Raw genomic sequence first — 12,679 nt, 5'->3', positions numbered from 1 at the left:
GAGTTGCTGTGGTAGCGCTACGTCAAACAGAAACTGACCATATTACAGGACAAGTGGTTAGTGAAACCATTGAAAGGCAAGGAAATGCACTTAGTGAAACAGTGGCTGGAACCAAGCGTTTAGTTGCCGTTGCTGAGCAATATATTAATTGTGCTAGCGATAAGACACAGGGGCGTATGTTTGAAATTATTGAAACGACCAAATTTAATGTGAATGCTGTTAAAGCAGGTAGTCTATTGAGAGCTGTTACAACAGATGAACTAGGGGAGCCCCATGCCGCAGCCGACCTATTAATTCGCAATCCAAGTGGTCAGGTTTTAAAGGAAATTCAAGCAAAATCCTATAGTACAACACCAACTGCAGCAAGAGCTATAGCCAATCCAAAATATAATGGGATGGATCGATTAGTAAATGTTGAGAAAGCAGAACGAGTTAGTGAGCTGGTAGAGAAACGTATGAATTCACAAGGAATTTATGCTCAAGACTATAAAGATGCATATGGCGATATTACAGGTGAAGTTTATTATGAGGATATAAGTAGTGGTGGTACTACTTATGAAGAGGCAATGGATGCAGCCGAAAACTCAGAAACCTTTGCAGCCAAAATGAATCGTACTGAATTTATTTCTGGGGTTCAAAGTGCAATGCTTAGTGGAGCGCTAGCAGGTGCTTTTATAGGAGGGACAGTTTCAGCAACTCAAGGCTATTTTAAAGATAATTTTTGTGTGAAAGAAACAGGTAAAGCAGCAGCTAACAGTGCAGCCCGTGGTTCAGTAGTTGCAGGCATTTCTTATGGCATTAAATATTTAAGTAAAAATAATCCAATAGTTAATGGGAATGTAGCAAGTGCGTTAGCAAGCTCTGCAGTAAATATGACAGAATTAACATATAAATTTTTAACGCAAAAAATAACAGTAGATGAGTATGTCATAGGGCTAGGTTCTAATGCTGTAAGCTGTTTTTCAGGTGTTGTTTTAACTGCAGCAGGTGCAGCGTTATTTGGCCCAATCGGTGCTGCTGTAGCTGGTACAGTAGGATTAATCGCAATGAAGCAACTATATAAAGTATTTGAATCAGCAAGAGGAGATGTAGAGTTAGCGCGAGAGGCTAGATTACAGGCAGAAGCATTATCTGAGCTATTAATTGCAGAAATTAAGGCCGAAGAAGCTAGACTAATTGCGTACTATGAGGAATACAGCCAAACATTGCAGGATTTAAAAAAATTAGTTGATTTAGCTGTTGCAGATGGTTCATTTACTGAAAAGGCAATCGTTGCATTAGCAGATGGTCTATCTAGCGAATTCCAATACAATACATTAGAGGAATTTCAAGACTTTATGCTAAGCAAAGATACATTAGAGCTATGACCAAGAAATTTCCTTGTACCAAATGCGGAGCCTGCTGTAGCTCGATCGAAGGCATTGGTTTTTTAGAGCTATATAATCAAAATGGTGTCTGTGTAAATTTGGTTGAAGGAGAATGTAGTATTTACACAGACCGTCCTTTACTTTGTCGCATTGATGAAACCTATGAAGCGGTCTTTTCAGTTTACATGTCCAAGGAGGAGTTTTACACCCTCAATGCTAAAGCATGTAACGAACTACAGGAAAGGCTGGGGATTGATGAGAGATATAGGGTTTTCATTTAAAGGGCCATGGGTATAGAAAAGCAGAATGATTAAACATCTAATTTGGCTGTTAGTTTATAAATTCCAGAAGAGGAGTCATTTCTTTTAAACAGCAAGTGCGAATGTCAAGCAAACATAATTTTCTAGGGAGATTCGCACCTATAATTTAATTGATTTTCCATGAAAATGGAAAGAAGTTTATGCTAATATAACTATAAACATTTATATTTTAGTGAAAATCGATTATAATTAATATTTTTATATCAATTTTCACAGTTTCTCTCCGTATAGAGAGAATGGATTGAAATTAGCACGTCATAGATAGTAAGCTGATTTTTTAGAAGTTTCTCTCCGTATAGAGAGAATGGATTGAAATATGCAATTAACTAGTTAAAAGGATGGTGATTTTAGTTTCTCTCCGTATAGAGAGAATGGATTGAAATATCACCTGAAATAGTGGTATATGTCTTAGTCATCGTTTCTCTCCGTATAGAGAGAATGGATTGAAATTTTTGAATGTCCGTCGTAGGTAACATTTGTATTTTTGTTTCTCTCTTTATAGAAAGTTGATTGAAGCATGGTAAAATTAACTAAGCATGATTTATAATCAACTAGAAAAAATAAAGGGAAATAGCCATAAAGGAGAAACGATGGAAAAGACAATTGGTTGGAATTTTGATAATCGTTATGTTCGTTTACCGAGTATTTTTTATTCTGAGGTTTCATTACAGCCTGTGCGTTCGCCAAAGCTAGTGCTGCTCAATAAAGAACTTGCAGCTTCACTCGGATTAAATAGTGAGGCATTGCACACTGAGGAAGCGGTTGCTCAATTGGCGGGCAACAAAATGCCTGAGGGAGCTGAGCCAATTGCACAGGCCTATGCAGGGCATCAGTTTGGTCATTTTACAATGCTTGGGGATGGACGTGCTCTGTTATATGGCGAGCATCTTACACCTCAGCATGAACGATATGATATTGCATTAAAAGGCTCAGGAAGAACAGCTTATTCTCGAGGTGGCGATGGACGAGCTGCGCTAGGGCCCATGCTGCGAGAATATATTATTAGTGAGGCAATGTTTGCGTTAGGGATTCCCACTGCGCGAAGCTTAGCAGTTGTAACAACAGGTGAAACAGTTTTTCGCGAAACGGCATTACAGGGAGCGATTGTTACACGAATTGCAAGTAGCCATTTACGGGTGGGTACTTTCCAATATGCGGCACAATGGGGAACAGATAAGGAGCTACAACTACTAGCAGACTATGCATTAGAACGCCATTTCCCTAATAGCGACAATAGCCAAAATCGTTATCTTTATTTACTACAAGCCGTAATCAAACAACAAGCCTCTTTAATTGCAAAATGGCAATTAGTTGGGTTTATTCATGGTGTCATGAACACAGATAATATGACCATTAGTGGGGAAACGATTGATTATGGACCTTGTGCATTTATGGATACCTATGATCCAGCAACAGTGTTTAGCTCTATTGATCGACAAGGTCGTTATGCATATGGTAACCAGCCAAATATCGGTGGCTGGAATTTAACTCGCTTAGCCGAAGCTTTATTACCACTAATCCATGACAATCAAGAGGAGGCTATTCAGCTTGCACAAGATGCATTACAGCAATACCCACAGTTATATTATCAAAACTGGCTAACAGGAATGCGTGCAAAGCTTGGAATTTTTAATGAGGAACAGGAAGATGGACAGCTTGTTGAAGACCTTCTCGAACTTATGACACAATACAAGGCAGATTACACAAATACATTTATCGCATTCACTTTAGAGCAGGCTGATGCATCGGAGTTATGGAATGCATCTGCATTTAAAGAATGGTATCAAAACTGGCTTGCACGTTTAGCAAGACAGCCACAAACAAAGGAAATGTCCCAACAACTAATGCAGCAGCATAATCCTGCTGTTATTCCACGTAATCATCGAGTAGAAGAGGCATTAGAGGCTGCTGTTGAGCATGGGGACTACAGCTTAATTGATAAACTACTGAATGTTCTTACACAGCCCTTTGCCTATACAAAGGAGCAGCAGGGCTATGCTTCATTGCCAGAGCCATCGCATCAACCATATCGCACTTTTTGCGGCACATAAGCTTAAAACGAGGGGACCTATTCTCTCGTTTTTTAGTGTCCCTATAGCGATCAAAAGCATATTCTATGTTATGAATATAGCTAAAGGGGAATGGAGAAGATGCATAAATATTCAAAAGGATGGTTTGTGAAAGAGCTACGCACACATGGAATTTTAGTACATCCTCAATTAAAAAGTCATCTAGGCTTATTTAAGGAGTCTGAATTACGCAATTTATATTATCGTTATGTGGAAGTGCAGGCAAAATAGTTTGAATAACTCCTTTCTAGGAAAAACTAGACGATAGAAAGGAGTTATACTATGTGGATTCTGACACAAACATGGCAAGATGTATTATTTTTACATTGGCCAATAGCACCTGAAATATTGGCGGAGCATATTCCGCAAGAGTTAAAGCTAGATATTTATAAAGATAATGCTTGGCTTAGCGCTGTTCTTTTTAAAGTAAAAGGGCAACGACTGCGATTTCTTCCACCGTTTCCTGGTATTAGCTCCTATTTACAATTAAATGTTCGAACATATGTGGAGTACAACGGCAGGAAAGGTATTTATTTTTTTCATTTAGATATTACGCAACAGCTTCTTGCAAAACTAGCTACAGTGGGTAGTTTACCATATCGTTATACAGAAATATTTTTACAGCCAGGCTTATATACAAGTCATTATAGAGAATTTGATGAAAGATTAAGGGCTACTTATAAGCCAGTGGATAATACTAATTTAGAGATTGATCAATGGCTAGTGGAACGCTATCATTCATGGGCAAAATGGGGTAACGCTTTATTTCGTATTGATATTCACCATGCGCCATGGCAGCTACAGCAAGTCCAGACTACGATCCAAAGCAATACACTGGCACCTTTTATTAAAAACACATTTCAGCATACGCAACCAATCGCTCATTATGCAAAACAACAAGTAGCAAAGGTTTTTCTACCAGTTATTGAACATACTTAATCTTCATAAATCATTTTCTTTGTCATACCACCATCAACTGTCAAATTAATACCTGTGACAAAGTTATTGTTAGGGTTTGTTAAATAGAAACAAGCCTGAGCAATATCCTCAGGAACGCCTACTCGTCCTGATAAATGCTGGGCATGATCGATTGGACGAAGAGCCTTATAATCCCCTGTTTCAATCCACCCTGGAGAAATACAATTCACAGTGATGCGATCAGGACTTAGTGACCGTGCTAAAGCATGAGTTAATGCTACAATGCCACCTTTTGAGGCTGCGTAAGCTTCTGTATAAGGCTCAGACATTTCAGCTCTGGTAGAGGCAAGTGAAACAATTGCACCACCTCTTACATTATTTCTCATTACTTTAGCTGCCTCTCTTGCACAGAAAAAGGCACTTGTTAAATTTGTTTGTAAGAGATTATTCCATTCTTCAAACGTCACATCATAAGGAGCCTTATGCTGAAATTTCCCAGCATTATTAATGAGTATATCAATCGTTTCAAATTGCTCAACAGCACGTTCCATTAAATAAACAATATCCTGTTCCTTTGTAACATCCGTTTGCACAAATAAAGCAGGGAAGCCTTGCACTAGCAACTCCTTTTCTAACTGCTGTCCTAGCTCCTGTGCAATATCAGCAATTACAACCTTTGCCCCATTTCGTGCATAGGCAAGCGCAATCCCTTTCCCAATTCCTTGTGCCCCACCCGTCACAATCACAACCGAATCCTTAAACATCTGCATACCTCCAAGTGTTATAGTGCCAATATTTTAACAAACATTCATGTGTCCCCTACTATCTAAAAGATCATAGAAATGGCATCATAAACATGTTCCCAATAACTTATCACTGTTACAAGCCAAACCTTGCCTTCATAGTAAAATTAATGTTGACATTATGCTTTAAAGTACATATAATAAATATTGTCCTTCATATGGGATACATCATTGGAACGACTAAAAGTAACATCATAATATTATGTCTCAGTAGCTCAGCTGGATAGAGCAACGGCCTTCTAAGCCGTCGGTCGGGGGTTCGAATCCCTCCTGGGACGTTTTTTAAGAAAAATCACAGGTCAGAGAGTGATTACAAAGACGTTAGAAATGTTGATATATCAATGTTTCTAACGCTTTTTACTTTTGGGAGAATATGAGAGAAAACGGTTATTTTTGAAAGTAGGTATACAAGGTAAACATCCAAAACAGCTTACTGTGTATAGACATTTACCGCAATTAATTCGTCTTGCTGCTCTATTGCTTTTAAAATATGTGTATAGTAATCTGCAGTTGTTTGAATGTCTTTATGTCCTTAACGTTTCGATACAGAATGAATATTTGCACCTTCATTTGTAATTACTTTGACAGATGATGGACGATAGAAAATTCAATTACATGGGTTTTCAGGTAAAGATAAAATTAGTTTTTTAAATTCATTCACCGCTCTTTTGTCGTTGGAAATAGTTTGCTCTGAGCTTGTATTTTTTAAATCCCCAAAATCAGCCTCATCTTTATAATTCCAAGATTGATAAACATATATTTTATTATTTTTGAAGTTGAAGTAGTCAGGTGCTAAACCAACTAATTCACGTAACGCAAGCCAGATACAAGACAAAAAAGTAAATAGATGGTATGTGCCTGTGGAACTGTCTAAATGTTTGAATAGTTCATTATATAGTTTCATGCTGTCCGTGTAGTTCAAATGTTTTTCAGATGCCTTCTTAGCAATTTTAGATGCTGTTAATTCGACTTTTCGTGCAAAATCCAAGTGAATCATGCCCGTTTTCGATGGCATTCTTTACATATGTTCTGATGTAAGTATTTAGCTTCCTGACAGTTTCCCTCGATTTACTCTCTCCATAAAATTTAATGAATTTTTGGTAATCTGACTGTTTTTCCTTTAAGTTTATATTAGCTTAAAACATATTTTAGTAAGTAATCATTAGCTGCTTTGATAGAAAATCTAGTATGGTCAAATAGAGCGTAAGCATTATCAAGATTGGTTTGTACGAATGTGAAAACATAATTATTGTAACCATCTAGAGTTAATTGGTTTCCAAGTCTTTTACAGAATGAAGGTAGTATTAAATCATTAAAATCATTTTGTGTAACAATACCTTCTACCTCCATTAAGTCTAAAATTTCTTGATATGAGTTTATTTCCAAAATAATCAATCTCCCTTCATTCATATAATATCCACTTTCAGGATCTGTCGTGCTTTCCTCGATTTCTTTCCCTTACTCCTTTTCAATCTTCTCCGGGAGAAAGGGTTTTTTCGTGTTCCTCACGATCCAAATTTAGCTCTACTTGTATAAGCCCGTGTTTCTTTTTGCACAATCTTTTTATCATATTTTCGTTTATTCGCATTCACTTTCACATGCGTAGAATCAATAAATAGATGGTCTGTATGAAGGAATCCTCGATGTATAAGATATGATAGAAAATCTGTTCAAACACATCCGTGTCTTAAAGAAATGACGAGATCAATACTTGGACGCTCATGCGATGAATAGAGGTTTTCTAGGAATAAATAAACATAAACTCAATAGTAGCCTCTAATTTTCGTACTAAACGATCTTGGGGAACCAATTAATCAATCGTCAGCATTTCTACTTGTTCACGTTGATTGATTAGATGCTTTGTCAACGTGATTCTTCACCTCAACTCCACCCACGGAAAACCTCCGCCCGTAATGGAAATTAACAGCCCTCTTTTATTTCATTTGTAAGAGAAAAAAGATCATAGGCAAACTAAAAATTCATTGAGTTTGCCTACAGTCTGAGGAAACCCAAATATAAGGGTTTTTCGCTTTTTTATTTTAGACTTGTTCAATGTTAAGAAATATTTTTTAGCCAAGTAATAACTCGAAGTAGATGAGATGGTTCAAACCAAGTAATTAAAAACATCATAATGAAGAAAGAAATGGGTGATATAAATTTTAATGTTCCTTTTTCCCTTTTAGCAATTGCTATAAAACTTAATACCATCCCAACTAAAAAAGAAATAAAACTAAAAAGGACTATCGGTTCAGAATAACTATCTATTATCCAATTTAAGCCGAATAATAATAGCCCTATAAATATCAAGGCTATTGACAATACACTAAATTTTTTCACAATTTCACCTCCATATATGATTTTACCATTTTAAGGAGTAAACGATAATTATTTTTGTTGTATAAGAATGAACAATTACACGATAGACCTAGGACGTGTCCAAAAATTCCATTTTATTGGGTATAGAGGCGATGTAGAAGAACGTTAAAAAGGAAGTCGCTAGTTTGTAGTAATGAGTAGCCACTCAACAGACCAAGTTTTTTGCATTGCTATCTAGTGGATATGATGAAGAAAATAATGAAATTGCTTTTAAATAAAAAAAGAATTATTGATCCTCTATTACTATATAATGATTTAATTATAAGAGCTTCATCAATTTCAGAAAAAGTGAAATTAATGAATAAAAATGCCAAAGAATTTTGATAAGGGTATTTTTGTAGGAAATATTGAAAGTTATAAATAGTCTATATTTAATAAATACGATACATCTCCTCAATAGGGTTTATGTCGTCATCTAGATTCCATCCTTTATTATATAAACTTGTCCAGTGCAAATTTTTTATTTTGGAAATGAAAATGGTGATTTTTTTTAGTTGACAGCATATTAAGTTTAGATACATATGAAATTATATACTTGAGATACTAGGGGGAGAGAGGAATATGACAACGATTTATGAACAGTTGAAAGAGGCGTTAGTGGGGCGTGAAGGCGATATAATAACAGCAACAGCTATCAAGGGATTGCTTGAGAAAAAATATGGTGTGAATAAATCAAGTGTACTGTTGTCGGATTATTGTTACAATCGCTACAATGAAGGAGTTTTGTTTACAAAGCATTTATTTCAATATATTGACCATAATATGTATCAATATTTGGGAGAGAATGCGTTGTATACAGGGCTCATTTTTCAAAAGAAGAAAGGTCAAGCGAATGAGTGTATAGTAGGAGAGTGGATTAATGGTGTGAAATATGTGAAACGTGATGGACTTAGTAAAGCACAAATCACTCAATTGCATACTCACTATAATGAGATTTGGCGTTATGAATTGCATATTTTACAAAGTAAACCGACAGAGTTGCGTCATTTAATGGGGCGTATTGGAGAATTTTTATGCGTGCTTCAAACAGATGGACAATTAGCATTAAATGCAAATGAGCGTGGTTATGATGTTGTCAGCGCAAATGGTCGTAAAATTAGTGTGAAAACTACGGCTCAGACAAATGGCTTTATAGCGATTAATCGTAATACATTTCATTTGTGTGATGATTTATTTATTGTTCAATATAAAAATGATATGTTCCAAGTTGTGTTTTTTGGAGAGAAAGAAAAAATTATTGATAGCTGTCGTGTTTATCAAAATACATATGAGCTTGATGTATCTAAAATTGTACATTTGAAACACTAAAGTGAGAGCTATTGATTTAAAGAAAGCCGATTATTATTTGCTATAGTTTCTATATTCTTAGAAAGACAATATACAGGTTCATATTTACAAAATGACAATATCATTGCATATTCCTATATGAAAAATTACTTGGAGGGTAAAATATGGCTTTAACTGATGAACAGGTTAACTTGTTACTGGAAGATGAAGAGTTTGGGAGATACACTCAAGAGTATAATGACTATAAAATAACCTATAGAGATTTTAAAGTTAAGATGGATGAAGTTTATAAGAGACGTGGTATAAAGAATGAAAGTAAACCTATTAACCATCAGGAAAGAATAAAAAGAGTTGAGAAACTATTTGCTAAGGGATACATTGATAAAGATAGGTATGAAAATCGATTAAACAGGATAAAGCAGGATATAAAAGATGAGAGTTCCAATTCAGAAGAGAAAAAACAGGTAGGTATAGAAATTAATGGCTGTGTATTTGCTAATAATGGAGATATTGACCTAGATGATTTTCTTGATAAATTTATTGAGTTTATTGAGGAGAATGGCTGGCATTTTGGGGGAGGTACAAATCACGTAGACGAGGATGGTAACTATATAAAGTAGAGAATGGAGCTAAGCAGATGCTTGGCTCTTTTTTTTGTATGAATACTTATCAATTTATCATGGGTTTTACTTATTCCAATTTTAGTTCCTCTGTTATAGCAAGAAATCTTATCTATTAGAGTAACTGTTTTATAAGAGCAATAAAGAGCAAGGTAAATTACTTGATAACTATATTCCATTTTTTTCGTCTGATTTATTATAAGGCTTAATATTGCTTTAAACTAATATATAGTCCTCGTCTTATAGAAGAATACAATTTAAGATTATTTTTAGTATTGTAGGTTTACTCTATAATTTAGTAGAAAAATACAAAGTTTGTTTGAATAGGAATTTTTACAATTCTCTTTTTTTCTCAGCAAGAATTATTGATAATTGACTCCGATTGAAAGTAGGTAAAAACCATTGTTAAAATAATGTTCCTCATGTAAACTTATCCATATATAAGTTCCTTATTTTGGCTAGGTTGTTTCCTATCATAATAGAAACGTTCTTATAAAGTATGACAAGGGGGTATTGGTAAATGAAAAAGATATTGGGTATATTGCTTGCTGTTTTTATGATATTTGTAGGTGTACCGAGTGCTTTTACAGCAAATGCAATGGAAACGAGTGTGGATAAAAATGAGATGATGTCCACTGTCGAAATTTTATCCTCCTATCCACGAGGACATGATAATGAAGAAAAGGAGCTTGCAAGGAAATTAATCATAGACACATTTGAACAATATGGCCTTACGGTGACAAAGCAAGAATTTGAGGCAGAGCATCTCGATTGGGATAAGATTGACAGGGGAGAGGATGAGCCTTATAGCAAATATTCAGCGGTCAATCTTATTGGCACAATTGCACCGAATACAGCTGTAAAAACGAATGATATTTTGATTATTGGTGCGCATTATGATGGTATTAGAAATATACCAGCAGCCAATGACAATGCTTCTGGTGTTGCGGTTATGCTTGAGCTTGTGCGTTTATTACATAATGTACCTACTGATACGGAAATACGTTTTATTGCCTTTGACGCAGAGGAGGATGGCTTGCTTGGCTCAATGCATTATGTGAGTCAGCTAGGGGCCGATAGTGATCGAGTGATTGGTATGCTTAACTTTGATATGCTAGCGGCAAAAAAAGAGGAGAATGTGAAAATTTATTCGGCTGATGGGGAATCAAGCTTTTTATCTGATTTATTAAAGAACAATGACAATTATAAAAATATTGAAGTTCTTGAGTATAACAGTGGTGGGACAAGTGACCATGCTGCCTTTGCGCCAAAGGCTATTCCAAATTTGTTCTTTTCACATCCGGCTGTACATGGAGAGTATCATAATGATAATGACACGATAGAGCATGTCAGCCCTGAAATGCTTGCCTATGCGGCTGATGCAGGACAGGTCATTGCGCGGGAAATTATGAATGAGCAAACGCCATCCTATCAAGCAGTAGCACGACCTGTCTTTGATCCTACGGTATATCCCATTTCTAGTACGATCAGAATACCGGATGGTTCGAAAAAAGAGATAGAAGAAGCATTAGGTATTCGATTTAGTCAAGTTCCGTCGGAGGATAGCACATCGAGGTATCAGGCAAAGGTACAGCTTTTTGATATTCCTGAGCCGCTTACATTGACTGCAACGAGTCATTGGGGATGGTTAGGTTCTCTTACTGTAGATTTCCGTGATACAGGTATTTCCTTTGAGGAATTAAGTGCGATTTTGGATGAAAAATTTAATAAGTCAGAGAACAATCGCTGGAACAATATTTATGGAAATTCCTATGATATTGAGTATGATGAGCAGGAAAATATTTTTACATTGCATATCACACCTTACTACGATGAGCCACAGGAGGGCTATACGCTTGTCGATGGCGAGCTTGTTCGTATGGAATCGGGATATGGCGCACATGAAATGCGTATTTCCAAAAAAGACGGTAAAATTATGAAAGAGGAAATAATAAATAAGCCTTCTGCTACATTGCCTGTAACAGACCATGCAAAGCAGGCATGGGAGAAGGTAAAATCACAGCTTTCTGCCGAGGAGCTGGCAGAGATTAGTTTTATTCGGATCGGCTCAGATGGTATAGATGGTGATTTTGCAATTAGTATGGTAAGAGCTGCTTCTGAACCTATGGAGGATACCTCTGAATGGGAAGAGAGCTTGCAGGAGGGGCAGGATATAGGTGTGTTTATACCTATAGAAGGTACGCATCTTTATCTTGACCATATTGATCTGACACATTCTTTGGGTAGCAGTTATACTGACAAGGATATGCAAGCAAATATGAAGATGGCAAGAGCAATGAAGGCAGGCATTTTCCCTTATGAGCTTCGTAAAAACTATTATGACGATATTAAAAGGGGCGACTTTGCTATGCTTGTCGTTGGACTTCTTTTCCAGAAAACGGATTGGGAGCCAGATATGATGGAGCCTACGCCATTTGAGGACACAACTGATAGCTATATTATTGCTGTGAATAAACTTGGTCTTATCGATGGCAAGAGTGACACGTTATTTGCGCCAGATGATACGATAACTCGCGAGGAAGCAGCAGTCATTCTTCATAAAATCTATACGTATTTAGGTATCAAAGATGCTTCTGGTAATGTTAGTCCTACAATTTACCTTGATGATAGCGATATTTCTGATTGGGCGAAGGAAAGTGTTTATGCTATGCAGTTGGCAGAGATTATGGCTGGTACGGAGCAAGGGTTATTTTTACCGAAGAACAATTATACATTGGAACAGGCAATTATTTCGATGTTACAATTGTATGAGAAAAAATAAGCATTTTTCTTCACAATAAAGCATCGGAGTGGACGGTTAAATGATAGTGTTTAGCCGTCCCATATTTTGAATCATTAATTGCTTTTTATTGTGAGCGTCTTGCAAGCTATAAATTTCCATACGACTACGCTTTCCTT

General features: G+C 36.2%; 13 protein-coding genes, 1 tRNA gene and 1 pseudogene. 10 read left to right on the top strand and 5 right to left on the bottom strand.

Going from position 1 to position 12,679, the window contains the following annotated elements:
- The first annotated feature begins 8 nt into the window (after positions 1-8).
- From MHB42_RS13545 to MHB42_RS13525, 5 genes are all read left to right on the top strand, one after another.
- Positions 9-1,367, top strand: coding sequence for a hypothetical protein (locus MHB42_RS13545; protein WP_340806800.1), 1,359 nt, complete (start codon positions 9-11; stop codon positions 1,365-1,367).
- A complete protein-coding gene (locus tag MHB42_RS13540) occupies positions 1,364-1,648 on the top strand; it encodes a YkgJ family cysteine cluster protein (RefSeq protein WP_340806799.1) in 285 nt (94 codons plus the stop codon). The genes MHB42_RS13545 and MHB42_RS13540 overlap by 4 nt, the downstream gene beginning before the upstream one ends.
- A gap of 629 nt (positions 1,649-2,277) precedes the next feature.
- A complete protein-coding gene (locus MHB42_RS13535) occupies positions 2,278-3,738 on the top strand; it encodes a protein adenylyltransferase SelO (protein ID WP_445299991.1) in 1,461 nt (486 codons plus the stop codon).
- A gap of 99 nt (positions 3,739-3,837) precedes the next feature.
- Positions 3,838-3,987 carry a DUF2639 domain-containing protein gene (locus MHB42_RS13530; RefSeq protein ID WP_340806796.1) on the top strand — a complete coding sequence of 50 codons (150 nt, stop codon included), beginning with the start codon at positions 3,838-3,840 and terminating at the stop codon, positions 3,985-3,987.
- Between the two features lie 51 nt (positions 3,988-4,038).
- Positions 4,039-4,695 (top strand): YqjF family protein, encoded by a 657-nt coding sequence (locus tag MHB42_RS13525; RefSeq protein WP_340806794.1) that lies wholly within the window; start codon positions 4,039-4,041, stop codon positions 4,693-4,695.
- Here the strand turns inward: MHB42_RS13525 and MHB42_RS13520 are convergent.
- Entirely contained in the window at positions 4,692-5,438 is a 747-nt protein-coding gene (locus tag MHB42_RS13520) for a glucose 1-dehydrogenase (protein WP_340806793.1), read from the bottom strand. The two genes, MHB42_RS13525 and MHB42_RS13520, sit on opposite strands and share 4 nt — an antisense overlap.
- A gap of 243 nt (positions 5,439-5,681) precedes the next feature.
- Here MHB42_RS13520 and MHB42_RS13515 point away from each other — a divergent pair.
- A tRNA-Arg gene (locus tag MHB42_RS13515) sits at positions 5,682-5,755 on the top strand.
- Positions 5,756-6,084: 329 nt separating this feature from the next.
- Here the strand turns inward: MHB42_RS13515 and MHB42_RS13510 are convergent.
- The 4 genes and pseudogenes from MHB42_RS13510 to MHB42_RS13500 all read right to left on the bottom strand — a co-directional run bounded on the left by MHB42_RS13510 (position 6,085) and on the right by MHB42_RS13500 (position 7,814).
- Positions 6,085-6,492 carry a hypothetical protein gene (locus tag MHB42_RS13510; RefSeq protein WP_340806791.1) on the bottom strand — a complete coding sequence of 136 codons (408 nt, stop codon included), beginning with the start codon at positions 6,490-6,492 and terminating at the stop codon, positions 6,085-6,087.
- A 116-nt stretch (positions 6,493-6,608) separates the two neighbouring features.
- A complete protein-coding gene (locus tag MHB42_RS20695) occupies positions 6,609-6,887 on the bottom strand; it encodes a hypothetical protein (protein ID WP_445299996.1) in 279 nt (92 codons plus the stop codon).
- A pseudogene (locus tag MHB42_RS13505) lies at positions 6,873-7,287 on the bottom strand (IS5/IS1182 family transposase); the annotation flags it as partial. The pseudogene MHB42_RS13505 and the gene MHB42_RS20695, both read right to left, overlap by 15 nt.
- A gap of 245 nt (positions 7,288-7,532) precedes the next feature.
- The gene (locus MHB42_RS13500) at positions 7,533-7,814 is read right to left on the bottom strand and encodes a hypothetical protein (RefSeq protein WP_340806790.1); all 282 of its coding nucleotides are present in this window, start codon (positions 7,812-7,814) and stop codon (positions 7,533-7,535) included.
- A gap of 222 nt (positions 7,815-8,036) precedes the next feature.
- Here MHB42_RS13500 and MHB42_RS13495 point away from each other — a divergent pair, with 222 nt between their 5' ends.
- The 4 genes from MHB42_RS13495 to MHB42_RS13480 all read left to right on the top strand — a co-directional run bounded on the left by MHB42_RS13495 (position 8,037) and on the right by MHB42_RS13480 (position 12,542).
- On the top strand, positions 8,037-8,177 hold the full coding sequence (locus tag MHB42_RS13495; RefSeq protein WP_340806789.1) for a hypothetical protein: 141 nt from the start codon (positions 8,037-8,039) through the stop codon (positions 8,175-8,177).
- A gap of 237 nt (positions 8,178-8,414) precedes the next feature.
- Positions 8,415-9,161, top strand: coding sequence for a DUF7225 domain-containing protein (locus tag MHB42_RS13490; RefSeq protein ID WP_340806788.1), 747 nt, complete (start codon positions 8,415-8,417; stop codon positions 9,159-9,161).
- Positions 9,162-9,304: 143 nt separating this feature from the next.
- The gene (locus tag MHB42_RS13485) at positions 9,305-9,760 is read left to right on the top strand and encodes a hypothetical protein (protein ID WP_340806787.1); all 456 of its coding nucleotides are present in this window, start codon (positions 9,305-9,307) and stop codon (positions 9,758-9,760) included.
- A 520-nt stretch (positions 9,761-10,280) separates the two neighbouring features.
- The gene (locus MHB42_RS13480; RefSeq protein ID WP_340806786.1) at positions 10,281-12,542 is read left to right on the top strand and encodes a M28 family peptidase; all 2,262 of its coding nucleotides are present in this window, start codon (positions 10,281-10,283) and stop codon (positions 12,540-12,542) included.
- Positions 12,543-12,679: the final 137 nt, after the last annotated feature.

Source organism: Lysinibacillus sp. FSL K6-0232 (assembly GCF_038008325.1).
Classification (GTDB): domain Bacteria; phylum Bacillota; class Bacilli; order Bacillales_A; family Planococcaceae; genus Lysinibacillus.
The sequence above is the reverse complement of the archived record's forward strand: the minus strand, read 5'-3'. Positions and strand labels throughout refer to the sequence as shown.

What these genes read in the sequence shown, in the direction of transcription:
- MHB42_RS13530 (WP_340806796.1), top strand. Translation starts at nt 3,838, where the DNA reads ATGCATAAATATTCAAAAGGATGGTTTGTGAAAGAGCTACGCACACAT.
- MHB42_RS20695 (WP_445299996.1), bottom strand. Translation starts at nt 6,887, where the DNA reads ATGAATGAAGGGAGATTGATTATTTTGGAAATAAACTCATATCAAGAA.
- MHB42_RS13485 (WP_340806787.1), top strand. Translation starts at nt 9,305, where the DNA reads ATGGCTTTAACTGATGAACAGGTTAACTTGTTACTGGAAGATGAAGAG.
- MHB42_RS13525 (WP_340806794.1), top strand. Translation starts at nt 4,039, where the DNA reads ATGTGGATTCTGACACAAACATGGCAAGATGTATTATTTTTACATTGG.
- MHB42_RS13495 (WP_340806789.1), top strand. Translation starts at nt 8,037, where the DNA reads ATGATGAAGAAAATAATGAAATTGCTTTTAAATAAAAAAAGAATTATT.
- MHB42_RS13520 (WP_340806793.1), bottom strand. Translation starts at nt 5,438, where the DNA reads ATGTTTAAGGATTCGGTTGTGATTGTGACGGGTGGGGCACAAGGAATT.
- MHB42_RS13535 (WP_445299991.1), top strand. Translation starts at nt 2,278, where the DNA reads ATGGAAAAGACAATTGGTTGGAATTTTGATAATCGTTATGTTCGTTTA.
- MHB42_RS13540 (WP_340806799.1), top strand. Translation starts at nt 1,364, where the DNA reads ATGACCAAGAAATTTCCTTGTACCAAATGCGGAGCCTGCTGTAGCTCG.
- MHB42_RS13490 (WP_340806788.1), top strand. Translation starts at nt 8,415, where the DNA reads ATGACAACGATTTATGAACAGTTGAAAGAGGCGTTAGTGGGGCGTGAA.
- MHB42_RS13480 (WP_340806786.1), top strand. Translation starts at nt 10,281, where the DNA reads ATGAAAAAGATATTGGGTATATTGCTTGCTGTTTTTATGATATTTGTA.
- MHB42_RS13510 (WP_340806791.1), bottom strand. Translation starts at nt 6,492, where the DNA reads ATGCCATCGAAAACGGGCATGATTCACTTGGATTTTGCACGAAAAGTC.